29 protein-coding genes are annotated in these 25726 nt (G+C 69.6%); 5 read left to right on the forward strand and 24 right to left on the reverse strand.

The annotated features are described in order from the left end of the window. The first annotated feature begins 43 nt into the window (after positions 1 to 43). Both rph and BZG35_RS01220 read left to right on the forward strand, forming a co-directional pair. Positions 44 to 772 (forward strand): ribonuclease PH, encoded by a 729-nt coding sequence (gene rph, locus BZG35_RS01215; RefSeq protein ID WP_077353979.1) that lies wholly within the window; start codon positions 44 to 46, stop codon positions 770 to 772. Positions 773 to 836: 64 nt separating this feature from the next. Next, a complete protein-coding gene (locus BZG35_RS01220) occupies positions 837 to 1226 on the forward strand; it encodes a hypothetical protein (RefSeq protein WP_077353980.1) in 390 nt (129 codons plus the stop codon). 98 nt (positions 1227 to 1324) lie between these two features. On the opposite strand, the gene pnp is transcribed toward BZG35_RS01220, so the two are convergent. The 4 genes from pnp to rbfA all read right to left on the reverse strand — a co-directional run bounded on the left by pnp (position 1325) and on the right by rbfA (position 5505). Next, positions 1325 to 3571 (reverse strand): polyribonucleotide nucleotidyltransferase, encoded by a 2247-nt coding sequence (gene pnp, locus BZG35_RS01225; protein WP_077353981.1) that lies wholly within the window; start codon positions 3569 to 3571, stop codon positions 1325 to 1327. Positions 3572 to 3814: 243 nt separating this feature from the next. Next, a complete protein-coding gene (gene rpsO, locus BZG35_RS01230; RefSeq protein WP_077353982.1) occupies positions 3815 to 4084 on the reverse strand; it encodes a 30S ribosomal protein S15 in 270 nt (89 codons plus the stop codon). Positions 4085 to 4096: 12 nt separating this feature from the next. Continuing rightward, positions 4097 to 5029 (reverse strand): tRNA pseudouridine(55) synthase TruB, encoded by a 933-nt coding sequence (truB, locus tag BZG35_RS01235; RefSeq protein WP_077353983.1) that lies wholly within the window; start codon positions 5027 to 5029, stop codon positions 4097 to 4099. Beyond that, positions 5029 to 5505: a 30S ribosome-binding factor RbfA gene (rbfA, locus tag BZG35_RS01240; RefSeq protein WP_077353984.1), complete on the reverse strand. Its 477-nt coding sequence runs from the start codon at positions 5503 to 5505 to the stop codon at positions 5029 to 5031. The genes truB and rbfA overlap by 1 nt, the downstream gene beginning before the upstream one ends. Before the next feature lie 199 nt (positions 5506 to 5704). Between rbfA and BZG35_RS01245 the strand changes: the two genes are divergently transcribed. Further along, positions 5705 to 6271 carry a hypothetical protein gene (locus tag BZG35_RS01245; RefSeq protein WP_077353985.1) on the forward strand — a complete coding sequence of 189 codons (567 nt, stop codon included), beginning with the start codon at positions 5705 to 5707 and terminating at the stop codon, positions 6269 to 6271. An 8-nt stretch (positions 6272 to 6279) separates the two neighbouring features. Next, positions 6280 to 6597: a transcriptional regulator gene (locus BZG35_RS01250; RefSeq protein ID WP_077353986.1), complete on the forward strand. Its 318-nt coding sequence runs from the start codon at positions 6280 to 6282 to the stop codon at positions 6595 to 6597. Here the strand turns inward: BZG35_RS01250 and BZG35_RS01255 are convergent. The 9 genes from BZG35_RS01255 to coaBC all read right to left on the reverse strand — a co-directional run bounded on the left by BZG35_RS01255 (position 6551) and on the right by coaBC (position 16522). Then, positions 6551 to 7231 (reverse strand): DUF2459 domain-containing protein, encoded by a 681-nt coding sequence (locus tag BZG35_RS01255; RefSeq protein WP_077357707.1) that lies wholly within the window; start codon positions 7229 to 7231, stop codon positions 6551 to 6553. The two genes, BZG35_RS01250 and BZG35_RS01255, sit on opposite strands and share 47 nt — an antisense overlap. Then, positions 7231 to 7725 (reverse strand): hypothetical protein, encoded by a 495-nt coding sequence (locus BZG35_RS01260; protein ID WP_077353987.1) that lies wholly within the window; start codon positions 7723 to 7725, stop codon positions 7231 to 7233. The genes BZG35_RS01255 and BZG35_RS01260 overlap by 1 nt, the downstream gene beginning before the upstream one ends. Positions 7726 to 7992: 267 nt before the next feature. Next, positions 7993 to 11061, reverse strand: coding sequence for a translation initiation factor IF-2 (gene infB / locus BZG35_RS01265; RefSeq protein ID WP_077353988.1), 3069 nt, complete (start codon positions 11059 to 11061; stop codon positions 7993 to 7995). 120 nt (positions 11062 to 11181) lie between these two features. Continuing rightward, a complete protein-coding gene (locus BZG35_RS01270) occupies positions 11182 to 11862 on the reverse strand; it encodes an RNA-binding protein (protein WP_077353989.1) in 681 nt (226 codons plus the stop codon). A 15-nt stretch (positions 11863 to 11877) separates the two neighbouring features. Then, on the reverse strand, positions 11878 to 13626 hold the full coding sequence (gene nusA / locus BZG35_RS01275) for a transcription termination factor NusA (RefSeq protein ID WP_077353990.1): 1749 nt from the start codon (positions 13624 to 13626) through the stop codon (positions 11878 to 11880). Beyond that, positions 13626 to 14219 carry a ribosome maturation factor RimP gene (gene rimP, locus BZG35_RS01280; RefSeq protein ID WP_077353991.1) on the reverse strand — a complete coding sequence of 198 codons (594 nt, stop codon included), beginning with the start codon at positions 14217 to 14219 and terminating at the stop codon, positions 13626 to 13628. Before rimP ends, nusA begins: the two co-directional genes overlap by 1 nt. Before the next feature lie 165 nt (positions 14220 to 14384). Continuing rightward, positions 14385 to 14753: a hypothetical protein gene (locus BZG35_RS01285; RefSeq protein WP_077353992.1), complete on the reverse strand. Its 369-nt coding sequence runs from the start codon at positions 14751 to 14753 to the stop codon at positions 14385 to 14387. Positions 14754 to 14833: 80 nt separating this feature from the next. Beyond that, the gene (dut, locus tag BZG35_RS01290; RefSeq protein WP_077353993.1) at positions 14834 to 15283 is read right to left on the reverse strand and encodes a dUTP diphosphatase; all 450 of its coding nucleotides are present in this window, start codon (positions 15281 to 15283) and stop codon (positions 14834 to 14836) included. Positions 15284 to 15292: 9 nt separating this feature from the next. Continuing rightward, positions 15293 to 16522, reverse strand: a complete 1230-nt coding sequence (coaBC, locus tag BZG35_RS01295) for a bifunctional phosphopantothenoylcysteine decarboxylase/phosphopantothenate--cysteine ligase CoaBC (protein WP_077353994.1) — start codon at positions 16520 to 16522, stop codon at positions 15293 to 15295. 123 nt (positions 16523 to 16645) lie between these two features. On the opposite strand from coaBC, the gene BZG35_RS01300 reads away from it, so the two are divergent. Then, entirely contained in the window at positions 16646 to 17161 is a 516-nt protein-coding gene (locus BZG35_RS01300; RefSeq protein WP_150125881.1) for an S-type pyocin family protein, read from the forward strand. A gap of 103 nt (positions 17162 to 17264) precedes the next feature. On the opposite strand, the gene BZG35_RS01305 is transcribed toward BZG35_RS01300, so the two are convergent. The 11 genes from BZG35_RS01305 to BZG35_RS01355 form a co-directional block, all read right to left on the reverse strand. After that, on the reverse strand, positions 17265 to 17678 hold the full coding sequence (locus BZG35_RS01305; protein ID WP_077353996.1) for a helix-turn-helix domain-containing protein: 414 nt from the start codon (positions 17676 to 17678) through the stop codon (positions 17265 to 17267). Positions 17679 to 17795: 117 nt separating this feature from the next. Continuing rightward, positions 17796 to 19406, reverse strand: a complete 1611-nt coding sequence (lnt, locus tag BZG35_RS01310) for an apolipoprotein N-acyltransferase (protein ID WP_077353997.1) — start codon at positions 19404 to 19406, stop codon at positions 17796 to 17798. Then, on the reverse strand, positions 19396 to 19854 hold the full coding sequence (gene ybeY, locus BZG35_RS01315) for an rRNA maturation RNase YbeY (protein WP_077353998.1): 459 nt from the start codon (positions 19852 to 19854) through the stop codon (positions 19396 to 19398). The genes lnt and ybeY overlap by 11 nt, the downstream gene beginning before the upstream one ends. Beyond that, entirely contained in the window at positions 19851 to 20852 is a 1002-nt protein-coding gene (locus BZG35_RS01320) for a PhoH family protein (protein ID WP_077353999.1), read from the reverse strand. Before BZG35_RS01320 ends, ybeY begins: the two co-directional genes overlap by 4 nt. Further along, positions 20842 to 22230 carry a tRNA (N6-isopentenyl adenosine(37)-C2)-methylthiotransferase MiaB gene (gene miaB / locus BZG35_RS01325; protein WP_077354000.1) on the reverse strand — a complete coding sequence of 463 codons (1389 nt, stop codon included), beginning with the start codon at positions 22228 to 22230 and terminating at the stop codon, positions 20842 to 20844. The genes BZG35_RS01320 and miaB overlap by 11 nt, the downstream gene beginning before the upstream one ends. 58 nt (positions 22231 to 22288) lie before the next feature. Further along, positions 22289 to 22768, reverse strand: a complete 480-nt coding sequence (locus tag BZG35_RS01330) for a Fur family transcriptional regulator (RefSeq protein WP_077354001.1) — start codon at positions 22766 to 22768, stop codon at positions 22289 to 22291. Between the two features lie 23 nt (positions 22769 to 22791). Beyond that, positions 22792 to 23229 (reverse strand): GNAT family N-acetyltransferase, encoded by a 438-nt coding sequence (locus BZG35_RS01335; protein WP_077357709.1) that lies wholly within the window; start codon positions 23227 to 23229, stop codon positions 22792 to 22794. Between the two features lie 11 nt (positions 23230 to 23240). Next, on the reverse strand, positions 23241 to 23906 hold the full coding sequence (gene tsaB, locus BZG35_RS01340) for a tRNA (adenosine(37)-N6)-threonylcarbamoyltransferase complex dimerization subunit type 1 TsaB (RefSeq protein WP_077354002.1): 666 nt from the start codon (positions 23904 to 23906) through the stop codon (positions 23241 to 23243). Between the two features lie 34 nt (positions 23907 to 23940). Beyond that, entirely contained in the window at positions 23941 to 24327 is a 387-nt protein-coding gene (locus BZG35_RS01345) for a helix-turn-helix domain-containing protein (RefSeq protein ID WP_077354003.1), read from the reverse strand. A 72-nt stretch (positions 24328 to 24399) separates the two neighbouring features. Further along, positions 24400 to 24996 carry a helix-turn-helix transcriptional regulator gene (locus BZG35_RS01350; RefSeq protein WP_077354004.1) on the reverse strand — a complete coding sequence of 199 codons (597 nt, stop codon included), beginning with the start codon at positions 24994 to 24996 and terminating at the stop codon, positions 24400 to 24402. Between the two features lie 62 nt (positions 24997 to 25058). After that, the gene (locus BZG35_RS01355) at positions 25059 to 25616 is read right to left on the reverse strand and encodes a NifU family protein (RefSeq protein WP_077354005.1); all 558 of its coding nucleotides are present in this window, start codon (positions 25614 to 25616) and stop codon (positions 25059 to 25061) included. Positions 25617 to 25726: the final 110 nt, after the last annotated feature.

The following is a 25726-nucleotide window of genomic DNA, read 5'->3' on the forward strand; positions in this document are numbered from 1 at the left end:
GCCCGATACGCCAACGCATTCGCACGCTTCCAGGAAATCCCCCATGCGCCCCTCCGACCGCACCCCCGAACAGCTTCGCGCCGTGACGCTGGAGACCGGCGTCAACCGCTATGCCGAGGGGTCCTGCCTGGTCTCGTTCGGCCATACCAAGGTGCTGGTCACGGCCTCGGTCGAGGAGAGCGTGCCGGGCTGGATGCGCGGCAAGGGGGCCGGCTGGGTCACGGCCGAATACGGCATGCTGCCCCGCGCCACCCACACCCGCGGCCGGCGCGAGGCCGCCGCCGGCAAACAGACGGGCCGCACCCAGGAGATCCAGCGGCTGATCGGCCGGTCCCTGCGCGCCGTCGTTGACCTGAAGGCCCTGGGCGAGCGTCAGGTCCTGATCGACTGCGACGTGATCCAGGCCGACGGCGGCACCCGCACCGCCTCCATCACCGGGGCCTGGGTCGCCATGGCCACCGCTCTGAATTACCTGCGCGCCGAGGGGGTGATGAAGACCGACCCCATCCTGGACCAGGTCGCCGCCGTCTCCTGCGGCATCTTCGCCGACTCGCCCGTTCTGGACCTCGACTACGAGGAGGACTCCAACGCCGAGGCCGACGGCAATTTCGTCCTGACGGGCGCCGGCACCATCGTCGAGATCCAGGCCACCGGCGAGAAGCGCGGCTTCTCCCGCCCCGAGTTCGACCGGCTGTTCCAACTGGCGGAGATGGGCTGCGCCGACCTGTTCGCCCTGCAGCGCGCCGCCGTGGACGCCGCCGTCCCGCGCTGAGGCCAGGGCTTTGCAGGCGGGGACAAAACAGAGCATCGTCCGGGTCTGTCGATCGGAGACGCCCATGCCCCGCCTGCCCGCCCTCTTGGCCCTGACGGCCGCCCTGGCGCTCTCCGCCTGCCAGCAGCCCGCCCAGGCCCCGGCGGCGGCACCCAGCGAAGACGCAGCGGTGACCCCCGTTCCGTCGACGGCCGAGATGCCCGTCGACGCGCCTCCGCAGGAAGAGGCCGTCCCGTCCGGGGGCCTGGACACGGCCGCGGCCGACACGCCCTGCCGCGACAGCCTGGGCGAGACCGCCTCGGCCCGGCTGGTCCAGCGCTGCATCGCCGTCAGCCCCGCGACCCGCCCGCCCTGCAACGCCGCCAACCCCTGCGCCCTGATCCAGGGCGAGATCGACCGCGCCTGCGGCCAATACGGCCCGGACGAGACGAAGCCGGCGGAGTGCGCGGCCTAGGATGACAATCTCCCTCCCCTTCATGGGGAGGGAGAAGATAAAAAAAGGCCCCGCTGTCGCCAGCGGGGCCTCGTTCGTTTCAGCCTTGAGGCCGAAGCTTAGTCGCGACGGCTGCGGCCGCGACCGCGATCGCCGCCACGGTCTCCGCCGCCTTCACGCTTCTTGCCGCCACCGCCGGTGTCTTCGGTCAGAGGGGCCTCGCCGCGTTCGGCGCGTTCGGCATTGATCTTGTCGGTCAGATCCTCACCGGTGGCCTGGTCGACGACCTTCATCGACAGCTTGGTCTTGCCGCGATCGTCGAAGCCCAGGAACTTGACCTTGACCTCCTGGCCTTCCGACAGGACGTCGGCCGGGTTGGCGACGCGTTCCAGACCGATCTGGGACACGTGGACCAGGCCGTCCTTTGCGCCGAAGAAGTTCACGAAGGCGCCGAAGTCGACGACCTTCACGACCTTGCCGGAGTAGATCATGCCGGGCTCGGGCTCGGACACGATCGAGGAGATCCAGTTCTTGGCGGCGTCGATCTTCTCTTGATCCGAGGCCGCGATCTTCACCGTGCCGTCGTCCTCGATGTTGATCTTGGCGCCGGTCTTCTCGACGATCTCGCGGATGATCTTGCCGCCGGTGCCGATGATGTCGCGGATCTTGTCGACCGGAACCTTGATGGATTCGATCTTCGGCGCGTACTCACCGAGCTCGGTGCGGGCGCCGTCGATGGCCTTGTCCATCTCGTCGAGGATGTGAAGACGGCCGGCCGAGGCCTGGGCGATCGCCTGCTTCATGATCTCTTCGGTGATGCCGGCGACCTTGATGTCCATCTGCAGCGAGGTGATGCCGTCACGCGTGCCGGCGACCTTGAAGTCCATGTCGCCCAGGTGATCTTCGTCACCCAGGATGTCGGACAGGATGGCGAACTCGCCCGACGGCTCCAGGATCAGGCCCATGGCGATGCCCGAGACGGGCTTCTTCAGGGGCACGCCCGCGTCCATCAGCGCCAGCGAGGCCCCGCAGACCGAGGCCATGGAGGACGAGCCGTTGGACTCGGTGATCTCCGAGACGATGCGGATCGTATAGGGGAACTCCTCGGCGGTCGGCAGCATCGGACGGATCGCCCGCCAGGCCAGCTTGCCGTGACCGATTTCCCGACGGCCCGCGCCGCCCATCCGACCGGTCTCGCCGACCGAATAGGGAGGGAAGTTGTAGTGCAGGAGGAATTTCTCCTTGTAGGTCCCCGACAGGGCGTCGACGTACTGCTCGTCCTCGCCGGTGCCCAGGGTGGCGACCACGATGGCCTGGGTTTCACCGCGGGTGAACAGGGCCGAACCGTGGGTGCGCGGGAACAGGCCGACTTCCGAGACGATGTCGCGGACCTTGTCGAGCGCGCGACCGTCGACGCGGTGGGCGTTGTCGATGATGTCGCGACGCAGGACGTGGGCTTCGCATTCCTTCCAGGCGACGCCGAACTTGGCGCTGTCGACGCCGTCCGGGTTCTCGTCGGTCTTCACCAGGGCGGCCGAGGCCTTCTTCTTGGCGGCGCCGACGGCTTCATGACGGGCATGCTTGCCGGGGTGGGTATAGGCGGCCTTGATGTCTTCGCCGACCAGCGACTGGATCTGGGTGACGACGCCCGAGTGGTCCTCGGCGGTGAAGTCGAACGGATCCTTGGCGGCGTGCTCGGCCATTTCGATGATGGCGTCGATCACCGGCTGCATGCCGCGGTGCGCGAACATCAGGGCGTCCAGCATGATCTGCTCGGACAGTTCTTTGGCTTCGGACTCGACCATCATCAGGGCGTCCTTGGTGCCCGCGACGACCAGGTCCAGCTCCGACGACGGCAGCTGGTCCAGGGTCGGGTTCAGCACGAACTCGCCGTCGATATAGCCGACGCGCGCGGCGCCGATCGGGCCCATGAAGGGCACGCCCGACAGGGTCAGGGCGGCGGAGGTGGCGACCATGCCGACGATGTCGGGGTCGTTCTCCAGGTCGTGCTGCAGCACGGTGATGACGACCTGGGTCTCGTTCTTGAAGCCCTTGACGAACAGGGGGCGGATCGGACGGTCGATCAGGCGGGAGACCAGGGTCTCCTTCTCGGTCGGACGGCCTTCACGCTTGAAATAGCCACCCGGGATCTTGCCGGCGGCGAAGGTCTTTTCCTGATAGTTGACGGTCAGCGGGAAGAAATCCAGGCCCGGCTTGGGCGCGCGGCCGTAAACGACGGTGGCGAGGACGACGGTCTCGCCATAGGTGGCCAGGACGGCGCCGTCGGCCTGGCGGGCGATGCGGCCCGTTTCCAGGGTCAGCGGGCGTCCGGCCCAGTCGATCGTCTTGCGTTTGATATCGAACATGTTTCGTCTTTCGTGTCCCGGCGGGCGTATTCCCGGCGGGGTCCCATCAGTGGGTCGGATGCGTCGGGCGTTCAGTCCTTCGATCCATGGACCGCCGCCCCATGGCGATCGGTCCGGGAGTGTCTGAGGACCGTTATCGAGCCCTCGCGTCATGTGCCGTACGTCCGGCGGCACACCGGTCTTTAAGATGCGGAAAGAGGCGCGGACATGGCCCGCGCCTCGAAACTGTCCGCGTGTCTGCGCTTAGCGGCGCAGGTTCAGCTTGGTGATCAGGGCGGTGTAACGCTCCTTATCGACCTTGGTCAGGTGGTCCAGAAGGCGACGACGCTGCGAGACCATCTTGAGCAGGCCGCGGCGCGAGTGGTTGTCCTTCTTGTGGGTCTTGAAGTGCTCGGTGAGGTTGGCGATGCGTTCCGAAAGAATCGCGACCTGGACCTCGGCCGAACCGGTGTCGCCCGCGGTGCGGGCGTTCTCGGCGATGACTTCGTTCTTACGCTCGGGCGTAATCGACATCGGGTGTACTCCTTATTGGAGATTGAATACGCGGTCGGGTTCTAGCCGGCCGGCCCGCAACTGACCGAGAGCGACGAGGGTCTGACCCTGAAAGGCGGAAACGGTGCGCGAGCCGTCCCGAAGGCGGCTCTTGAGCGTCTCGACCTGTCGGGGGAGCAGAACGATCGGTCGTCCCTGACGAAGCGAGAAGGCATCCTGGTCCGTAATGGCCAACTCCGGGATGTCGTCCAGGGCGGTCGCAACGGGCAATAGGCCTTCCAAGGCGGCGTCCCTATGCACCAGATCGGTCAGGAAATCCAGCGTGACGGCGTTCTCGACCGAAAACGGCCCGACCCGCTCGCGGCGCAGGGCCGAGACATGCCCCTCGGCCCCGAGCATCGTCGCCAGGTCGCGGGCCAGGGAGCGGACATAGACGCCCTTGCCGGTGCGGATGGTCAGCTCGACGTGGTCGGCGTCGGGCGCGTCCGTGACCTCGGCCGAATGGATGGTGACGCGGCGGCTCTCCAGATCGAAGTCGGCCCCCTCGCGGGCCAGGTCATAGGCGCGCTGGCCGTCGACCTTGATGGCGCTGAACCGGGGCGGGGTCTGGTCGATCTCGCCGACGAAGGCCGGCAGGGCGGCGCGCACCGCCTCGACCGGGGGCCGCACGTCGGACCGGCCGACGATCTCGCCCTCCCGGTCCAGACTGTCGGTCGAGATCCCCCAGTTGATGGTGAAGCGATAGACCTTCTCCGCCTCCATCATGAAGGGCACGGTCTTGGTCGCCTCGCCCAGGGCGATTGGCAGAATGCCGCTGGCCAGCGGGTCCAGCGTCCCGGCGTGGCCGGCCTTCTGGGCGTCGAACAGCCGGCGGACCTTGGACACGGCGTCGGTCGAGCCCAGCTCGAACGGCTTGTCCAGACAGACCCAGCCATTGACGACGAGGCCCCGTTTCCTGCGGCCCATCAGGCGGCCGAGCCAGTAGGGTCCGGTGCGCCGTCTTCGTCATCCTCAACGGGCGGCACGAAGGAGTCCGCCCGCACGCGCGGGTCGTCCAGCAGGCGGTTCAGGCGCTCGGCGGCGGCGAAGCTCTCGTCGTGGCGGAAGCGCAGGTCCGGCGTAAACCGCATGTCGATATGCCGCCCCAGAGCCCCGCGCAAGAATTTGGCATGGGCGTTCAGCGCCTTGACGATCTCATCGATGTGGCCGGCGGTGTCGGAGGTCTCGATGCCGGCCCCCAGCGGTTCGACGAAACAGGTGGCGTGTTTCAGGTCGGGGGACAGCCGCACCTCGGTGACCGTGACGGAGACGCCGACCAGGGCCGGATCGCGGATCTCGTTCTCGCGCATCACCTCGACCAGGGCGTGGCGGATCATTTCGGAGGCGCGCAGCTGGCGCTGGCTGACCAGACCGGCGGTGGACTTGGGTTTCTTGTTGCTCATGGCAGGCGATCCTTGCGCGCCGGGGATCGGACCCGGTCGGGAAAGCGGACCTGATGACGCGGGTCCGAAAAGCGAGGGGCGGGGTCTAGGCCCGTGGAGCCGCCATGTCCAGTTTCGCAAGATCAGAGGACTCTGCTTGACAGAGCGTGCAGTCCACGCTTCACTCTGCAGCACAGAGTTTCATCCAGGGAGACGGCAGATGGTGATATCGAGGGAAGAGGCGTCGGCGGCCCTGTCGGCCATCGACCAGACGACGGGGCGCAGCCAGACCCTGCGAGCCTATGGCGCGGCCGGGCCGATCGCCATGCTGTGGGGTGTGATCTGGATGCTGGGATACGGGGCCATGGCGCTCTCGCCCGACTATCGCTGGGCCTGGGTTTGGCTGCCGCTGGACCTGGTCGGTTTCGCTGTCACCCTGTGGCTGGTGCAGCGGGGCCGGTCCGGGGCGGGGCAATCGGCCGGGATCGGCACCCTGTGGAAGGGGATCGTCGCCGCCGTCGCCATCACGACCGTGCTCACCGCCGTCTACGCCATGGCCGGCCCGCTGCCGGCGGGTCTCTACATGGCCCTGCCCGCGCTGCTGGCGGGGCTGGCCTACATCGTCCTGGGCCTGGTGCGGATGACGCGGTTCATCTGGGTCGGGGCCGCGCTCATCGCGGCGACCGTGGCCGGCTTCTTCCTGTTCCCGGCGCACTACGCCTTGTGGATGGCGGCTGTCGGCGGCATCGGCCTGGGGTTGGGCGGCTTCTGGATCTGGCGGGCGTGAGCGGCGGCATGCTCGACGAACTGATCCACCAGCCACTGCGCCTGAAGATCATGGCCGCCCTTTGGGCCGATCGGACAGTCGAACCGCTCGAGTTCGGTCGGCTGAAGACCGTGACCGGCGCGACCGACGGCAATCTGGGCAGCCATCTGACGGCGCTCGAGAAGGCGGGCTATGTCGCGATCGCGAAAGACTTCGTCGGCAAACGGCCCCGCACCCGCGTCTCGCTGACGACCAGCGGGGGGCGGGCCTTTCGCGGCCATGTCGAATATCTGCGTCAGATCATCGAGGAGGCGGACGGCGAGCGGCCCGGTCTATCGCCGCCATGACCTCGCCCGCCGTTTCGGTCCGTTGAGGCCGGACGGACAGGCCGGCGGCGTTCAGCACCCGGGCCGTCCAGTTGTTGCACAGGTAGCCGATCCAGAACGGCTCCTGGCTGGCGAAGAAATGCGCGCCGTCGCCGGCCCGCGCCAGGGTCCGACGCGGTCGGCCGTCGTCCAGGGCCAGCGACGCCTCGACCCGCCCGGCCAGTCCCTTGAACCCCGCCGGCGTCAGACGCAGGGTCCGGCGCGCCCCGGGCGGAAAGCGCCGGGACGGATCGCCCGCTTCGGGGTCCAGCATGATCACGGAGGCATTGCCCGGCCACAGGAAGGCGCGGATCCCGTCGGGGATCCGGCTTTCCATCGGGGTGGTGTCGGTGAAGAATTTGGCGTCGCCCCAGCCGATCAACACCCAGTCGCCCGATCCGATCGCGCGCGAGGCCTCGGCGAGCGGCCCGCCCCGGGCCTCCAGCGCGGCGCGCGGGACGGCCAGGTCGGTGTGAAAGCCGTTGTTCAGCACATGGACGGGAATGCCCTCCGGTCCGCCCGCGAGCGACGCCGGATCTCCAGCCAGGGTCCAGGTCCACAGGGCCGCGATCCAGCCCAGGGCCCCGGCGAGCAGGAGCGCGGGCCAGACCCGCATCAGGGGGCGGGGGGCGTCAGGCGCGGCGGCAGGCTCCACTCGCCGCGGTAGTCGTAGGACAGGGTCACGCAGTGGCGGAACTGGCCGTCCAGCCAGCGGCCGGTCGCCTGCATCGCCATGGGCCGTCCCGCCTGGACCCGGCCGATGACCAGGAAGGTCTCCTCGGCCCCCGGGCACAGGGCCCGGGCGAGGCCGCGCCCGTCGCCCTCGGTGTCGATGGAATAGACCGTGGACTGGGTCGCGCCGTCGGGCAGGACGCCCCGGGCCCCTTCCGGCCCGCCCCGGCGGATGGCGGCCGTGCCGCGCGCGCTGGTCGAGATGATCCGGCGCACATTGACCCCGCCGAACAGCCCGCGCTCGACCTCCAGCGTCACCCCGCGCGTCAGGGCGGTGGTCACCCGGTCGGACGGGTTGAACGACAGATAGCGCGTGTCGGCCGCCGCCGGGGAGGCGATCAGGCCGAGGAGCAGGAGGGGAGTCAGGCGAAGGCGCATGGCTGAACCATACCGCGACTTGCGGCGGAAGGGAGGCGGGGGCGAAGGTGAGCCTCTCCCTCCCCCGCAGGGGGAGGGTGGTCGAAGCGAAGCGGAGACCGGGTGGGGGCGGCAAGGCGCAACCACACCGGTCCGTGTCCGCGTCACCGGCCGTTCCCACCCCGTCGATGCAAGCGCATCGACGACCCTCCCCCGCAGGGGGAGGGAGAGGGCACCGCCACCGCGCTCAAGCAGAGAGCCGCCGCGCGGCGAGCGGTAGCGCCCTTCTTAGAGCGTCCGCTGGATCTCTTCGACGGTGAAGCACTCGATGTAGTCGCCGACCTTGATGTCCTGGAAGCCCTGGAAATGCATGCCGCACTCCTGGCCCGACGGGACCTCGTTGACCTCGTCCTTGAAGCGCTTGAGCGTGGCCAGGGTGCCCAGTTCCAGCACGACGATGTCGTCGCGGATGATCCGGACCTTGGCCCCCTTGCGGACGACGCCCTCGGACACCCGGCAACCGGCGATCTTGCCGGTCTTGGAGATGTCGAACACCTGCAGCACCGCCGCATTGCCCAGGAAGGTTTCGCGCTGAAGCGGCGCCAGCATGCCCGAGAGCACGCCCTTCATGTCGTCCAGCAGGTCGTAGATGATCGCGTAATAACGGATCTCGACGCCCTCGCGCTCGGCCAGGTCGCGCGCCTGTTTCGAGGCACGGACGTTGAAGCCCAGGATGGGAGCCCCGGCCGACTTGGCCAGCTGAACATCGCTCTCGGTGATCCCGCCGGCGCCGGAATAGACGACCCGGGCGCGGACCTCGTCGTTGCCCATCTTCTCCAGCGAGCCCTGGATGGCCTCGCCCGAGCCCTGGACGTCCGACTTGATGAGGACCGGCAGTTCCGAGATCTTCTTGGATCCCAGCTTGGCCATCATGTCGACCAGGCTGACCTGGTTGATGCCGCCGGTGGCCTTCTCGCGCTTGGTGCGGGCGCGGTATTCGGTCAGCTCGCGGGCGCGGGCCTCGGATTCCACGACGGCCAGCGGTTCGCCGGGCGACGGGGCCTCGTCCAGACCCAGGATCTCGACCGGGACGGACGGACCGGCCTCGGTCAGCTGTTCGTTGCGCTCGTTCAGCAGGGCGCGGACCTTGCCCCAGGCGGAGCCGGCCACGACGATGTCGCCGCGACGCAGGGTGCCGCGCTTGACCAGGACGGTGGCGACCGGGCCGCGACCCTTGTCCAGCTTGGCCTCGATGACCACGCCTTCGGCCGAACGTTCCGGGTCGGCCTTCAGGTCCATGACCTCGGCCTGCAGCAGGATGGCCTCGATCAGCCCGTCCAGATTGGTCTTGGCCTTGGCCGAGACCTCGACGATCTGGGTGTCGCCACCCAGGGCCTCGCCGATGATCTCGTACTGCAGCAGTTCGTTGACGACCTTCTGCGGATCGGCGTCCGGCTTGTCGATCTTGTTGACCGCCACGATGATCGGGGCCCCGGCCGCCTTGGCGTGCTGGATGCTCTCGATCGTCTGCGGCATGACCCCGTCGTCGGCCGCCACCACCAGGATGACGATGTCGGTGACGTTGGCGCCGCGCGTCCGCATGGCGCTGAAGGCCGCGTGGCCGGGCGTGTCAAGGAAGGTCACGGCGTCGCCGCCGGGGGTCCGGACCTGATAGGCGCCGATGTGCTGGGTGATGCCGCCGGCCTCGCCCGAGGCGACGTCGGTGGTGCGCAGGGCGTCCAGCAGCGAGGTCTTGCCGTGGTCGACGTGGCCCATGATGGCCACGACCGGCGCGCGGGGCGTGACCGCCTCGTCGTCGATCTCGTCGGACAGGAAGCCGGCCTCGACGTCGGACTCCGAGACGCGCCGCACGGTCATGCCGAACTCGTCGGCCACCAGCTCGGCGGTGTCGGTGTCGATGACGTCGTTGATCTTCATCATCAGGCCCTGCTTCATCAGGAACTTGATGATGTCGACGCCGCGCACGGCCATCCGGTTGGACAGCTCCTGCACGGTGATGACGTCGGGGATCACGACCTCGCGCGGACGGTTCGGCGCATCGGTGGAGCCACCCTTGCGCTTTTCCTTCTCGCGTTCGCGGGCGCGGCGGACCGACGCCAGCGAGCGCATCCGCTCGGCCGTGTCGCCGTCACCGGCCACGGACTGGATGGTCAGACGGCCTTCGCGGCGCTTGGGCTCGCCGCGCGTGCGGCTGACGGCCTTGCCGGCATCACTGAAACGCTTGTCGCGATCGTCCTCGGGCTTGACCGGGCGGGCGAAGCCGCCGCCGCCGGGCGCGCGGCTGGGCCGCGAGACCTCGGCCGCGACCGGGGGCGCGTTCGGGGCGGGGCGGCCGCCGGGACCGGTGCGGGCCCCGCCGGGACGGGCCGCCCCCGGGGCCGGACGCGGGGTCAGGGCCGAATAGCGGACCGGCTCGGCCGGACGCGGGGCCACGCCGCCCGGACGCGCGGAGGCGGGCCGGTCGGAATAGGATTTCTCGCCACCGCCCATGGCCTCTTCACGGGCCGATCGGGCTCCGAAGGCCGGACGGTCGATCGGCGCGCGGGCCGGGTTCGGAGCCTTCGGCACGCGCTGGCCGAAATTCACCACCGGACGGGCCGGCGGCGCCGGGCGAGGGGGAGCCGCCGGCGCGGCGGGCGCGGTCGCGACGGGCGCGACCGGCGCGGGGGCGACGGGTGCCGGCGCCGGCGGTGCCACCGGGGCGGGGGCCGGAGCGGCCGCGACCGGCTTGGGTGGCAGGGGCGCGCGGGCCGCCGGTTTTCCGGGCGGCAGCGGCGCGACGGCGCTCAGCTTGGAGGCCTCGGCGCGGGCGGCCTCGGCGGCAGCGCGGGCGGCGGCGGCCTCGGCCTGGGCCGCATTGGCGGCGGCGGCGGTGGCGGCGGCCTGTTCGCGCGCGGCGGCGTCACGACGCGCCTGTTCGGCGGCGGCGGCGGCGGCGCGGTCGGCCTGAGCCTTGGTCGCCAGTTCGATGGCGCGACGGCGGGCCTCCTGTTCCTCGTTGGACAGGCGACCCCCGGCGGGCTGCTGCATCGGCGGGCGCGGAGCCTGGGACGCGGCCGGAGCGTCGGGGCGCGGTCCATCCTGACGCGGGCGGGCGACGTCGAAGCCGGCCGGGCGCTGATGGCCGGGGACCGGGGCCCCGGGGCGACGCTTGGTCTCGACCACCACCGTCTTGGTGCGGCCATGGCTGAAGCTCTGGCGCACGGTGCCGGTTGAAACCGATCCCACGGCGCGCGGCTTCAGGCTCATCGGAGCCCGCGGGCCCGTCGTCGACGGGGTGCCGGTGGGGGCCTGCGGAGTCTGGCCGTCGTTGGTCTTGTCGTTCTCGTCGCTCATCCGGTCGCTTTACTCGTGGGCGGAGAAGTCCGCCGGTCGTTCAAAATCTCGTCGCTCAACGCTTGAAAACGCAAAAAGCCGTGCGGCGTCCGCCTCTCGAAAGAGGCCTGACCCCGCCCGTCAATCCGCCCGTTCAGGCTCGTCCCTCGGGTCTGCGTCCGACCCGCTCCCGCGCGCGGAACCCGGATGATCCAGGTCCCAGGCACCGGGCCGAAGCGATCGAAACCCCGCCAGTCGTTCGACCTCCAGGGTCCAGCGATCGGCTCTGCCGCCATGCAGCAGGACGGTGTGTATCGCATTTTCCAGCCCAAGGGCCAAACTCAAATCATCCACACTGAAAATGCCACAGACCTTGGTCGTCTGATGTCGGGCGAGGGCGAGCAGTTTTCCACGCCCGTCCGATGCGCCGTCGCTCGCCTCGATCAGCCAGGCCGCCTTGCCCGAACGGATCGTCGCGGCCGATTTTTCGAAGCCGGAGATAAGCACGCCTTCGCGCCGGGCAAGCCCCAGCTGGTCCAGACAGCGCCGGATCAGCAGGGATTCCACCATATCGGCCAGGTCGGACGGCGGGCGCAGCTGCGCCTTGGCCGAGCGCGAGAACAGATTCTTCTTCACGGCGGCGTCGATGGAGGCGCGCGAGGCCTCCACCCACATGCCCCGCCCCGGCAGCTTGCGCCCCAGGTCGGGGGCGACGGCCCCGTCCGGCCCGGCGACGAAACGGATCAGTCGAGATTCATCCATGGCCTGGTGGGTCACCAGGTCCCGGCGCTCTCTATCGATCGTCGCGTCGCGCAGGCTCATGGACAGGGCACCGCATCACGCGTCGCGGGTCGGCTCGAGGTCGGAGACCTCGGCGTCGTCGCTGGCTTCAGGAGCGGCTTCCGGCTCGACGCCCTCGTCGAACGCCGCCTCGGGATCGAACTCGCCGTCGACGGGCTCGCCCTCTTCCTCGTACTCGGGCTCCGGCGGCTGCGGCAGTTCCGAGGCGTCGATCCAGCCGGCCGCGACCCGGGCCTGCAGGATCAGCATCTCGGCGTCCTCCTGGGCCAGGTTGAAGCTTTCCAGCACGCCCGGCAGCTTGGTCCGCTCGCCGTTCTTGACCTCGAAACCGCCGCGGATCTCGTCGGTGGCCAGGTCGGCCAGATCCTCGACCGTCTTCACGCCGCCTTCGCCGAGGGCGACCGCGATGGGCAGGGTGACGCCGGGCACGGCCAGGACGCCATCCTCGACCCCCAGCTCGACGCGCTTGGCGTCCAGGATGGCCGACTGGCGCTCCAGATAGTCGCGGGCGCGGGCCTGGAGCTCCTCGGCCGTGTCCTCGTCGAAGCCCTCGATCTCGGCCACTTCATAGTTGTCGACGAAGGCCAGGTCCTCGATCGTGGCGAAGCCTTCGGTGACCAGCAGCTGGGCGATGACCTCGTCGACGTCCAGGGCCTCCTGGAACAGGCTGGTGCGTTCGCTGAACTCGCGCTGGCGGCGCTCCGAGTCCTGGCTCTCGGTGATGATGTCGATCTGCCAGCCGGTCAGCTGGGAGGCCAGGCGCACGTTCTGGCCGCGACGGCCGATGGCCAGCGACAGCTGTTCGTCGGGCACGACCACCTCGACCCGGTCGGCCTCTTCGTCCAGCACGACCTTGGAGACCTCGGCGGGCGCCAGGGCGTTGACGATGAAAGTCGGCTCGTCCGGGTTCCACTGGATGATGTCGATCTTCTCGCCCTGCAGCTCGGCCACGACGGCCTGGACCCGCGAGCCGCGCATGCCGACGCAGGCGCCGACGGGATCGATGGAGGAATCGTTGGACAGGACGGCCATCTTGGCGCGCGAGCCGGCGTCGCGGGCGGCGGCGCGGATCTCGATCACGCCGTCATAGACCTCGGGCACTTCCTGGGCGAACAGCTTGGCCATGAAGCCGGGGTGGGCCCGCGACAGCATGATCTGCGGGCCCTTGGCCTCGGGCCGGACGTCATAGATGTAGGTGCGGATCCGGTCGCCGATGTTGAACACCTCGCGCGGGATGGACTGGTCGCGGCGCATGATGCCCTCGCCCCGGCCCAGGTCGACGATGGTGTTGCCGTATTCGACCCGCTTGACGGTGCCGTTGACGATCTCGCCGACGCGGTCCTTGAACTCCTCGTACTGATTGGCGCGCTCGGCCTCGCGGACCTTTCCGGTGATGACCTGACGGGCCATCTGGGTCTGGACCCGGCCGAACTCGAACGGCGGCAGATCCTCGACGTATTCCTTGCCGACCACGGCCTCGGCGTCGCGCTTGGAGGCGTCGGTCAGCCGGACCATGGCGGAGTCGTTGAACTCCTCCAGCTCGTCTTCCGGCATCCAGTCGTCCTCGACGATGGTGACGTGGCGGGTCAGGGCCAGTTCGCCGGTCTTGGGATCGATCTTGGCGCGGATGTCGTGGTGCGCGCCGTAACGCGACTTGGCCCCCTTCTGGATCGCCTCTTCCAGCGCCTCGATCACGATCTCGCGGTCGATGTTCTTCTCCTGGGCGACCGCATTGGCGATCTGCAGAAGTTCCAGGCGATTGGCGGAAATACCGGTCACGGCCATCAGGCGTCGTCCTCAGAAGTCTTGGCGTTGTTTTGGTCTTCAGGCGTGCCCTCAGGCAGGCCGTCGTCTTCGGGTTCGCCCCGTGCGGCGCGGATCGCGGCCCCGCGCTTCAACAGGGCGTCGTTCATGACCAGCTTGGCGTCCACCAGCCAGTCGAACGGGATCAGGGCGGTGTCGTCCTCGCCGTCCAGGTCGATGGCGATGTTGTCGCCCTCGGTGCCGGCCAGGATGCCCTTGAAGCGCTTGCGCCCCTCGATCATCCGGTCGGACTCCAGCCGCGCCTCCAGCCCCTCGAACAGGTCGAAATCCTTCAGCCGGGTCAGGGGCCGGTCGATGCCGGGCGACGACACCTCGAGCAGGTATTCGCCGGCGATCGGGTCGGCGGCGTCCAGCACCTCGGACATGGCCCGGCTCAGCCGCGCGCATTCGCCGACGTCGATGTCGTTGTCGGCCGGGCGCTCGGCCATGACCTGCAACCGCCGCCGCAGCGTCCCGCCCATCAGGCGCACGCGCACGATGTCGAGACCGATCGACTCCGCGACGGGATCGATCAGTTCGAGAATCTCACGGTCTTCGACGGTCTTGGCGCGCAACGGGGTTCGGGTTCTGTTTCGGGCAAAAAGAAAAGCGGTCGGCCTCCGCGGCCGCCGCTTTGAACGACGCCGTTGGACGCCGGCCTAACGATGTGGATGGCCGTATAGACCCCTCCCGCGCAAAGGGAAAGGGGCGAGCCGTCGACTCGCCCCTTGGCCGTCCGCCTAGTGCACGTGCGCCCGACGTCGGCCGAAACCGCCGGTCAGGAGCGTGCGCACGAAGAAGAACACGGCGATGACGATGGCATAGCCCAGGAACAGCGCCAGCCGGCTGATCCAGAAACCCAGGTCGGTCAGATCCGGCAGGGCGAAGGCCCCGCCGTTCAGCATCGGCAGCACCGCCACCACCAGGGTGTGAACCACCATGGCTCCAAAGGCCGCGCTCCAAAGGCCGCGCCAGCCCGCCATCAGGAAAAAGGCGAAGATCGCAGCGATGATCAGCCCCATGACCTGATTGACGCCGTCGAAACCGCTGTCGGCCAGGGCGAGCAGCCCCTGCAGCAGATTGCCCAGCTGGGCGAGCAAATCATCCATCGTCGTGACTCCGGCATGTTTCCACGGCCCAGCTTGGCCGTCGACAGGGTTAACGCCGGTATGCCGGATTGGATGCGGCTCTATCGGCCGGTCGAGCCGAATCCGCCCGCGCCGCGCGCCGTCTCGTCCAGGGTCTGGACCTCGACGACCGTGGCCTGGGCCACGGCCGCCACGACCATCTGGGCGATGCGCTCGCCGCGCCGGATCACGAACGGCGCCTGCCCCAGATTGACCAGGATCACCCCGACCTCGCCGCGATAGTCGCTGTCGATGGTGCCGGGGGTGTTGAGGCAGGTGACGCCGTGCTTCAGCGCCAGTCCCGAGCGCGGCCGAACCTGCGCCTCCCAGCCCGGGTCGAGCGCGATCTGCAGCCCGGTCGGGACCAGGGCCCGCGCCCCCGGCTCCAGGGTCAGCGGCGCGTCCTCGGCCACGGCGGCCCGCAGGTCCAGACCGGCCGAGCCGGCCGTCTCATAGGCGGGCAGGGCCAGACCCTCGGCATGGGGCAGGCGCAGAAGACGCAAGGTGCTCACAGGGATCTCTCAGGCTTCGGAGGCGAAATGGTCGGCGATCCGGTCGGCCAGGCGGGTGGCGACCTCGGTCTTGCTCAGACGCGGCCAGGCCTCCGCCCCGTCGCGGGTCACCAAGAGGACCGTATTGCCGTCGGCCCCGAACACGTCGGCCGAGACGTCGTTGCCGACGATCCAGTCGCAGCCCTTGCGCGACAGCTTGGCCCGGGCATTGGCCTCCAGCTCCGTCGTCTCGGCGGCGAAGCCGATCACCAGCCGGGGGCGCAGCGGGCCGGGCTTGGCCAGGCCGGCCAGGATGTCGGGGTTCTCGATCAGGCTGAGCGTCGGCGGTCCCCCGGGGGCCTTCTTGATCTTGCCGCCCGCCACCGTGTCGACGCGCCAGTCGGCCACGGCGGCGCTCAGCACCGCGATCTCGGCCGGCAGGGCGGCCAGGGTCGCGGCCTGCATCTCCAGGGCGGTCTCGACGTCGATCCGCGTCACGCCCTCGGGGGTGGCCAGGCCAGTCGGGCCCGACACCAGGATGACCTCGGCCCCTCGTTCGGCCAGGGCCCGGGCGATGGCATAGCCCTGTTTGCCGCTCGACCGGTTGGTCAGGCCGCGCACCGGATCGATCGGCTCGAAGGTCGGCCCGGCCGTGACCACCGCCCGCCGTCCGGACAGGGGTCGGTCGCCGGGCTCGGCCAGCAGGGTCCCGATGGCGTCCACTATGGCCGCCGGTTCGGCCATCCGCCCGGGGCCGAACTCGCCACAGGCCATCTCGCCGTCGTCGGGGCCGACCACCGCCATGCCGTGAAAGCCGGAAAACCCCTTCAGCCGCGCCACATTGGCCTGCACCGCCGGATGCAGCCACATGCGCACGTTCATGGCCGGGGCCAGCAGCACCCGCTTGTCGGTCGCCAGCAGGGTGGTGGAGGCCAGGTCGTCGGCCAGACCGTTGGCCGCCTTGGCGATCAGGCCCGCCGTCGCCGGGGCCACGACCACCAGATCGGCCCAGCGCGACAGTTCGATATGGCCCATGGTGGTCTCGTCGTCCGGGAGGAACAGACCCATCCGCACCGAATGGCCGGTCAGGGCCGCCAGTGACAGGGGCGTGACGAAGGCCGCCCCGCTCTCGGTCAGGACGGCCCGCACCTCGGCCCCCGCTTTCTTGAGCAGGCGAACCAGTTCCAGCGCCTTATAGGCGGCGATGCCACCGCCCACGATCAACAGGATTTTGCGATGGGTCAGAGCGGCGGGGGACATGGGCTTCCTCTAGCGACGCGCCCGCGGCACGTCGAGCCGCGAAAAAAGAACATTGCAAGAACAAACGCCGTATGCATAACATCGGTCGTCGAGATGGACCGGGAGGGTGGGATGAGGCTCTTGATGAGGACGGCGACGGGGCTGACCGGACTGGCCGGCGTGGCGCTGATGGGACTGGCCGGATGCGGCGACGGGGCTTCGGCGGTCGAGACGCGCGCGCGCGCGGGCGACGGGGCCCAGGCGACGTTCACGGCGGCGGAGGGCGCGGGGCCGATCGGGGTCTCGACGATCGAGGCCACCGTTGGCGAAAAGCCGGTCCTGACCGCGAACCGCCGCGAGACGGTCGATGCCAAGATTCAGCGGCTGTACGCGCGGAACGGCGACGATTTCGGGGCCACGTCGGCCGAGGATTTTCTCGACAAGGTGGTGGCCTTCACCCAAACCCCGCCGCCCGGCGTGGAAACCATCAGGCGGCCCAACGGCGACACCCTGCTGTACCAGGCCTCGACCAACACCTTCGCCGTGGTGGCCGACGGCGGCACGCCGCGCACGATGTTCAAGCCCGACGACGGCCCCGCCTATTGGGCCGAGCAGAAGGCCGCGGCCCCCGCCTTCGGTCAGCGACAGTCGACCAATTGATACGGCTGTGAACATCGCCGTCGTGGGGCAGGTTTTGCTGGCTCGACGCCAGGACGATGGAGATCAGGCGCAGGATTCACCGAGGCGGAGCAAGCATCGCGATTCAGCCTTCGGGATCGGCCTTGCCGGTCATCTCGCGCATCAGGTCCAGAGCCAGCTTCTGCTGACGGCTGGACAGTTGCGGGGCCAGGCGGGCCATCTCGATCGTGTATCGGGTGGAAGGATAGTCATGGTCGAAGACCGGGCCGTTACCCTCCGCCACGCCGGACTGCGCTTCGGCCAGGCCTTGAAAGAAGTAGGCCACGTCGACCTTGAAGAAGCGGGCGATGTCCCAAAGCTTGGAAGCCGAGATGCGGTTGGCGCCCTTCTCATACTTCTGGACCTGCTGAAAGGTCAGGCCCAGCGCGCGCCCGAGATCGCTCTGGTTGTATCCAAGGCTGATACGCTTTTCGCATACCCGTCTGCCCACATGGCGGTCCACCGGATGGGGCCCGTCTTCGCCGACACCTCTGGCCATCTTTCGTCTGTCTTCGCCCTGTTTGTCTGTCGGGCCCCCCATGCGCCCCTCCTGTGAAGCTGTCATGTGAATTCTGGGAAATGGGGATTCCACCGTCTCAGACCCCGGCCCGTACGATCAAGGTCTTGGCAGGGTGTCCGGTGCGGCAGGACGAGCCCGGCCCAGCCGGCCGGCCAGCAGCGGGCTCAACCCCGCCAGGATCATCAGGCCGAGCAGGAGGTCGCCGAACCGCCCATAGGGGGTGGATCCCGTCGCCCGGGGCAGGACCGCGTCGATCACGCCGCTCTCACCCGTATCCAGCCGCTGGCCCGGGACCACCCGCCCCCAGGGATCGATCACGGCCGACACGCCGGTGGGGGTCGCGCGCACGACCGGAAGACCCGTCTCGATCGCCCGATAGCTGGCCAGGTTCAGATGCTGGATCGGGCCCGAGGTCGCCCCGAACCAGGCGTCGTTGGAGACGTTGGCGATCCATTCGGGCCGACCCCGCCCGCCCGGTGTGAACCCCGGATACAGGCTCTCGTAGCAGATCAGCGGCTGGACGCGGTCGCCATTGGGCAGGGCGATCGGCGACGGACGCGGGCCGGGGCTGAAGTCGGCCGGCATGTGGACCAGGCTGCGCACGCCCAGGGCCCCCAGCAAATCGCCGAGCGGCAGGAATTCGCCGAACGGCACCAGCCGATACTTGTCATAGACCGCCGCGATGCGCAGGCCGCCCGCGCCGACGTCCTCCAGAGCGAACAGGCTGTTGTAGTAACGCGCGCGCCCGTCGGCCCCGGCTTCGCCCCGCGCCAACCCGGCCAGCAGGGTCTGCCCCGGCTGCAGGGCCCGCGCGATGGCCGAGCCGTCCAGAGACTCCGGACCGAAGACGTCGTTGAAACTGGCCGGCAGGGCCCCTTCGGGCCAGACGACGATGTCCGGCTGACGCGCCGCCGGCCGACCGGTCAGGTTCACGTAGCGATCGACGATCGACCGATAGGCCTCGGGCGTCCATTTGGACTCCTGCTGGACGTCGGCCTGGACGATGCGGACCAGGGTCTCGCCCGGCTCCACGACCGCCCCGTTCAGCCTTGCCGCGCCGAACACCAGCAGGGCCAGCAGGGCGATCGCCCCCGCCGACGCCGCGCCCACCCGCGCCTTGCGCCGCCCGTCGCCGAGCAGCAGGCCGAAGCACGACACCGCGGCCACGGTCACCAGCCCGAGCCCATAGACCCCCACCACCGAGGCGAACTGCGACCCGGCCGAGCCGGCCGCCCAGCTGGCCCCCGCCGGATTCCACGGGAACCCGGTCAACACATGGCCCCTCAGCCACTCGAACAGGCCGAACAGGGCGGCGAAGACCAGGACACGGCCGACGCCGGCCGGGGCGAAGCGGCGATACAGGGCCGTGGCCCCGCCCCAGAACAGACCGATCCCCGCGGGCAGCAGGCTGGCGGCGAAGGGGGCCATCCAGGCCTGGGCCGGATTGACCAGAAACGCCTCGGCCACCCACCAGCAGCCGACGCCGAAATAGCCGAACCCGGCCAGCCACCCGACCCAGAAGGCCCCGCGGGTCGAGCGGGACCGTTCGGCCAGCAGCATCAGCAGGGGGTAGGCGAGCAGGCCCGGCAGGAAGCCGAACGGCGGATGCGCCAGGGCCGCCGCGATCCCGGCCGCCAACGCCAGGACGATGCGCGTGATCCGCCCGCTCAGGGCGCGGCTCAACAGGGTCTGCGGATCATACGTCATGCGGCAGCGTGTATGGGTCCGCGACCCCCAGCCTGGCAAGGATGGCCCGCTCCTCGGCCTCCATGGCCTCGGCCTCCGCCTCGTCCTCGTGGTCGCGACCGGCCAGATGCAGCACGCCGTGCACCACCAGATGGGTCAGGTGATCGGTCAGGGTCTTGCCCTGCGCTTCCGCTTCCGCCGCGCAGACGCCGTAGGCCAGGACGATGTCGCCCAGCGGCGCAGGGTCGAGCCCCGGCATGGCCGCGGCGGGGAAGGACAGGACGTTGGTCGCTCGGTCCTTGCCGCGGAACCGCGCATTCAGGTCCTGCACCGTGGCGTCGTCGGTCAGCAGCACGACCACGCCGCCGGTCCGATCGCCGCGCGCGGCCACCGCCGCCCGGTCGACCGCCGCCTCGACGTCGTCGATGGCGTCCGTCCAGTCGTCGGCCTCGATCTCGACCTCGATCAAGCGGCCGGGTCCTTGCGGCTGCCGTCCTCGAGCTCGGCCTTGGGCCGCCCGCCGGCCGCATCGGCGTCATAGGCGCGGACGATGCGCTCGACCATGGCGTGGCGCACCACGTCCTGGGCCTCGAACTCCAGCACTCCGACGCCCTTCACGTCGCGCAGGATGCGCAGGGCATGGGCCAGGCCGGAGTCGCGCGGGTTCAGCAGGTCGATCTGCGACGGATCGCCGGTCACGACCATGCGGGCCCCCTCCCCCAGCCGGGTCAGGACCATCTTCATCTGCAGCCGGCTGGTGTTCTGGGCCTCGTCGACGATGACGAAGGCATGGCTCAGGGTGCGACCGCGCATGAAGGCGATCGGGGCCGCCTCGATCTCGCCCTTGTCGCGCCGCCGCTGCACGTCCTCGGCTCCCAGGATATCGTTCAGGGCTTCCCAGATCGGCGCCAGATACGGATCGACCTTCTCGTTCAGATCGCCCGGCAGGAAGCCCAGCTTTTCGCCCGCCTCGACCGCCGGGCGGGTGATGACCAACCGGTCCACCTGTCCACGCCGCAGCAGGGAGGCCCCATAGGCGGCCGCCAGGAAGGTCTTGCCGGTCCCCGCCGGGCCGACCCCGAAGCTCAGTTCGTGGTTGGCCAGGATGTCCAGATAGCGGGCCTGGGCATTGGTCTTGGGCACGATGGCGCCGCGTTTTCCGACGGGCAGCGCCATGGCATCGTTCGACGACCCCTTGCCGCCGATGCCCCGCGCCTGGCCGATGCCGGCGCGCACGTCGGCTTCGTTGACCTCGGCCCCCTTCTCGGCGCGCGTGATCAGTCCGGCGATGACCGCCTTGGCATTGGCGCGGTCGCGCGCGCCCCCGTTGATGGACACGCCCCCGCCCGGGGCCTCGATCAGCACCTTGAACGCGTCCTCGATCAGGGCGACGTGGCGGCTGTTGGGCCCGATGACCGCCCGAAGCGACGCATCGTCCAGGGCCAGAAACTCGCTCTCACGCGCCAAGAAGTCGCCCTTTCAAACTGTTTTGCTGACCATGTTCGATCCGGACCGGAACGATCTGGCCGATCAGGTGATCCGCATCCTCGACGTGGACCGATTGCAGATATGGGGAGCGTCCGATCGCCTGGCGACCGTTGCGACCCGGCTTTTCGAACAGGACGTTCAGCGTCTTGCCCGCCTGGGCGACGTTGAAGGCCAGCTGCTGCTTGACGATCAGCGCCTGAAGCGCGTGCAGCCGCGCCAGCGCCACCTCGGGCGGCACCTGGGTGCCCATGCTCGCGGCGGGCGTTCCGGGCCGGGGCGAATACATGAAGGTGAAGGCCGAGGCGTAGCCAATGTCCCGCACCAGCGACAGGGTGTCCTCGAAGTCCCGCTCCGTCTCTCCCGGAAATCCCACGATGAAATCGCCGGAGATGGCGATGTCTGGCCGGGCGTCGCGGATACGGCCGATCAGGTCGATGTATTTGCCCCGCCCGTGCTTGCGGTTCATGGCCCGAAGGATGCGGTCCGAGCCCGACTGCACCGGCAGGTGCAGATAGGGCATCAGGGCGTCCAGCTCGCGATGCGCCTCGATCAGGTCGTCGGACATGTCGTTGGGATGGCTGGTGGTATAGCGAATCCGGTCGATGCCGGGGATCTCGGCCAGGGCCCGGGCGAGTCGGGCCAGGGTCCAGACCCCGCCGCCCTCGCCCAGCCCGTCGTAGGCATTCACGTTCTGGCCCAGCAGGGTCAGCTCGCGCACCCCCTGTGCGGCCAGGCCGCGCGCCTCGGCCAGGACGTCGCCCACCGGCCGCGACCATTCGGCCCCGCGCGTATAGGGCACGACGCAGAAGCTGCAGAACTTGTCGCACCCCTCCTGCACCGTCAGGAAGGCCGTCGGCCCGTCGACGCCGCGCATCGCCGGCATGGCGTCGAACTTCTCGTTCGGGGCGAAGTCCGCGCCGATCCGCTCGCCCCGGGCCCGCGCCGTGCGGGTCAGCAGCTCGGGCAGCTGGTGATAGGCCTGGGGCCCGACCACGATGTCGACCGCGGGCTGGCGGCGCATGATCTCCTCGCCCTCCGCCTGGGCGACGCAGCCGGCCACGGCGATGGTCATGGCCCCGCCGCCCGCGGCCGCCTTGTCCAGCTTCATCAGCCGCAGCTTGCCCAGCTCCGAATAGACCTTCTCGGCCGCCTTCTCGCGGATATGGCAGGTGTTCAGGATGACGAAATCGGCCCCCTCGGGCGTGTCCGTCGGCGCATAGCCCAGCGGGCGCAGGACATCGGCCATGCGCTCGGAATCATAGACGTTCATCTGACAGCCGTAGGTCTTGATGAACAGCCGCTTGGCCGGTGGCGCGGCCGGCCCATCGACCTCGGTCGGGGCGAGGATATCGGTCATGGCGCGCTTATGATCGCCGATCTTGACCCCCGCAAGACAGCCGCCGGTCTGTCTTGGTTCAGGACAGGGCGTCCGGATCGACCCGCGCCGCGTTGCGGGTGAAGATCAGCCCCTCGCGCTTGGACGGCTCGGCACCCTCGATGGCCTTGCCGTAGAGCTCCAGCTTGTGGCCGACCAGTTCGAAGCCCAGGCGTTCGGCGATCTCGTTCTTCAGCCGTTCGATCTCGGCGTCGAAGAACTCGATGACCTCGCCCGTGCGGGTGTCGATCAGGTGGTCGTGATGGTCGTCGCCCGCCTCTTCATAGCGCGACCGGCCATCGCCGAAATCATGCTTCTCGACCACCCCGGCCTCTTCGAACAGACGCACGGTGCGATACACGGTGGCGATGGAGATATGGGGATCGATGCCGGAGGCGCGGCGGTACAGTTCCTCGACGTCCGGATGATCCTCCGCACTGCCCAGAACGCGGGCGATGACGCGCCGCTGTTCGGTCATGCGCATGCCGCGCTCGGCGCAGAGTTTTTCGATCCGGTCCATAGGGGGCGAAGATAGGGCCGCGATCACGCCGTGGGAAGGCGTCCGGACAAGTTGAGAACCAGTAGCAAGGCGTCGACGGGCGGCCCGTCCGAACGGGCGTAGTAGCACGGTCGCCGACCGGCCGGTTCGAACCCCAGGGCGGCGTAGAGGGCGCGGGCCGGCGCATTGTCCTCGGCCACCTCGAGGAACAGCCTTCGGGCTCCCAGGTCGAAGGCCCGGTCCGAGACGGCCGCGACCAGGCGCGAGCCCGTGCCGCGTCGTCGCGCCGACGGTCGCACGGCCAGGGTCAGGATCTCGGCCTCGTCGGCGGCCAGCTGAACCAGCACGAACCCGTCCGTCTCCGCCCGAAGAAGCACGCCGGGCTGGCCCAGCAGGCCGGCGAAGGCCGAAGCCGACCAGGGCGAGTCGAAGGCCTCGGCGTGAAGCGCGGCCAGGGCCTCGGCCAACGCAGCGTCCGGCACCGAATCTTCCCTCACCGGAGCGCCGTTCCGACCGGCCGGGGCTGACCCGGAAGCCGCGTCGGCGGGACGGCGTCGGGGGCCCGCAGATAGACCGGGCGCGGCGGGTGGCTGACCGGATCCAGCGACGCGGTCAGGCCGGCGAGCGCCCCGGGGGCCGGATCCAGGACCGCGCTGGCCCGGTCAGGAAACAGGAGCCCCGCGCCGCTGCCGACCAGGGTCCAGTCGGCGTCGTCTAGCCGCCCCCGGGCCGCATCCACGTCCAGGGCCTCCGGTGGCCCCAACGGCGCGCCGTCCGCGAACCGCTGAAGATAGACCTCGCCCCGCCGCGCATCGATGACGGCAGCAATGGGACCCGCTGGGCCGCCGGGCGCGGAGGCGGCCAGGGCCTGTAGCGTCGAGATGCCGACCACCGGCCGATCCAGCGCCGCGCCCAGCCCCTGGGCGAAGGCCAGGCCGACGCGAAGCCCCGTGAACGACCCCGGCCCCACGGTCACGCCGATCCGGTCCAGGGCCTCGAACCCGCCCCCGGCCGCGGCCACCGCGTCCCGTGCGAAGCCCGCCAGCCGCTCGGCGTGACCGCGCGTCATCGCCTCGGATCGGATCGCCAGCGCCACGCCGTCGGCGAAGACGGCCGCCGTGCACACGCCCAGGGCCGTGTCGAGAACCAGCACGCTCATGACGGAGATCCTACCTCGGCGCCCGTCGATACGCTCACGTCGGGGCCAGCGTCTCGACGATCAGCGCCACGGCCTGACGCAGCCGCCGGTCCGCGATCAAGGGAAAGCCCGCGGCCACGGCGCGGCCCTCCGGCGTCGCCGTCATGAACCGCAGACCGGTCTCGTCGGCCGTCTCCATGCCCGGACCGATCGTGTCCGCGCCGTCCGGAAAGAAGGCTCCGGGGGCCTGACCCAGGGTTCGGGCGATCGCGCTCAGTCTGGAGGCAGAGATCCGGTTCGTCCCGGCCTCGTATTTCTGAACCTGTTGGGAGCTGATGCCCACCCGCTGAGCCAGCGCGGTCTGGGACAGGCCGAGCGCGGTCCGCCGGGCGACGATCCGCATCCCGACATACAGGTCCACGGCATGAGGAGCGCGCGCCATTCAAAACAATCCGCTGCAATCGGAGACAACGTCGTTGTTTCATAATCTGGCGCGCGTTGCAATTATTTTGTTTCATTCGTCAAGCCTTGCCCGCACCGTCGCGACGCGGGCCACGGTGGATCGGTCGAGGGACGTCGCGCTGTCCAGCCCGCCGGGACCGCCCCGAAGGTGGAGGTGGTCCGCGTCCGCCCCGACATAGATGCGCACGATCCGGCTGCCGTCCTTGAGGTCGATGACGCAGCCCTGGTCCCGGCGCGGCCAGCGACCGGCGTCGAACTCCAGCACCACGCCGGAGACCGCCCAAGGCGCGAGTTCGTCGGTCGACAGCGACATGCGTTCCAAGGCCGGCGCACGGGAGGCCGCTGTCCCCTTGAATCCCCGCCCAGGGCTCCTGACGCTTGAAGCCGGACTGTCCGGGACCGAGCTCGACCGGGCCGCGAGCGTCAGGGCCAGATCCTCGGGAGTGACGCCCAGGGCTTCGGTCAGACGGCGCTGCACATCCGGCCGAAACAGTCCGGGGCGCCGGCCCCCTTCATAGAGACCCCATCCCTGGCTGGTCATGCCCGCGCGCGCGCCGGCCTCCGCCTGGCTGAGGCCCGATTCGCGCCGCAGGGCGGCCAGGGCCTCGCCCAGGGCGGTCACCTGCGGATCGGGATGAAAGCGAGCCATATCGCATCATGGCTGAAACCGAACACGCGAGCCATACGATTCCGTTTCAGCGTGGTGAGCGCCTAGATGACCTGCTCGACGCTGGTCACCTCGGGCACGTAGTGGCGCATCATCTGCTCGACCCCGGCCTTCAGCGTCATGGCCGAGGACGGACAGCCGGCGCAGGCCCCGCGCATCCGCAGGCTCAGCACCCCGGTCGCCTCGTCGAAGGCGTCGAACAGGATGTCGCCGCCGTCCTGGGCCACGGCGGGACGGATGCGGCTGTCCAGCAGCGCCTTGATCTCGGCCACGATCTCGGAATCGTCGGCGGCGTGGTCGGCGGTCTCGGCCGCGTCCCGCATCAGCGGCGCGCCCGAAACGAAATGGTCCATGATGACCGACAGGATCTCGGGCTTCAGGGCGCTCCAGTCGCGGCCGTGTTCGGCGCGGGTGACGGAGATGTGGTCGCCGCCGAAGAAGACGCCGGTCACGTCTTCGAGTTCGAACAGGGCCTCCGCCAGGGGCGAGGCCGTCGCCTGGTCGATGCTCAGGAACTCGCGCGAGCCGCCGACAGCCACATCGCGGCCCGGCAGGAACTTCAGCGCATTGGGGTTCGGGGTCGGTTCGGTCTGGATGAACATGAGCGAGAGATGCGCCCCGCGGCGGCGGCGTTCAAGGCCTGCGCCTGTGCAAGGCCCTGCGTAGGAACATCAAGCCCGCTTGAACAGCGCTCGCGCCCGACCGGTCGCGC

Source organism: Brevundimonas sp. LM2, from assembly GCF_002002865.1.
In the GTDB taxonomy this organism is placed as follows: Bacteria; Pseudomonadota; Alphaproteobacteria; order Caulobacterales; family Caulobacteraceae; genus Brevundimonas.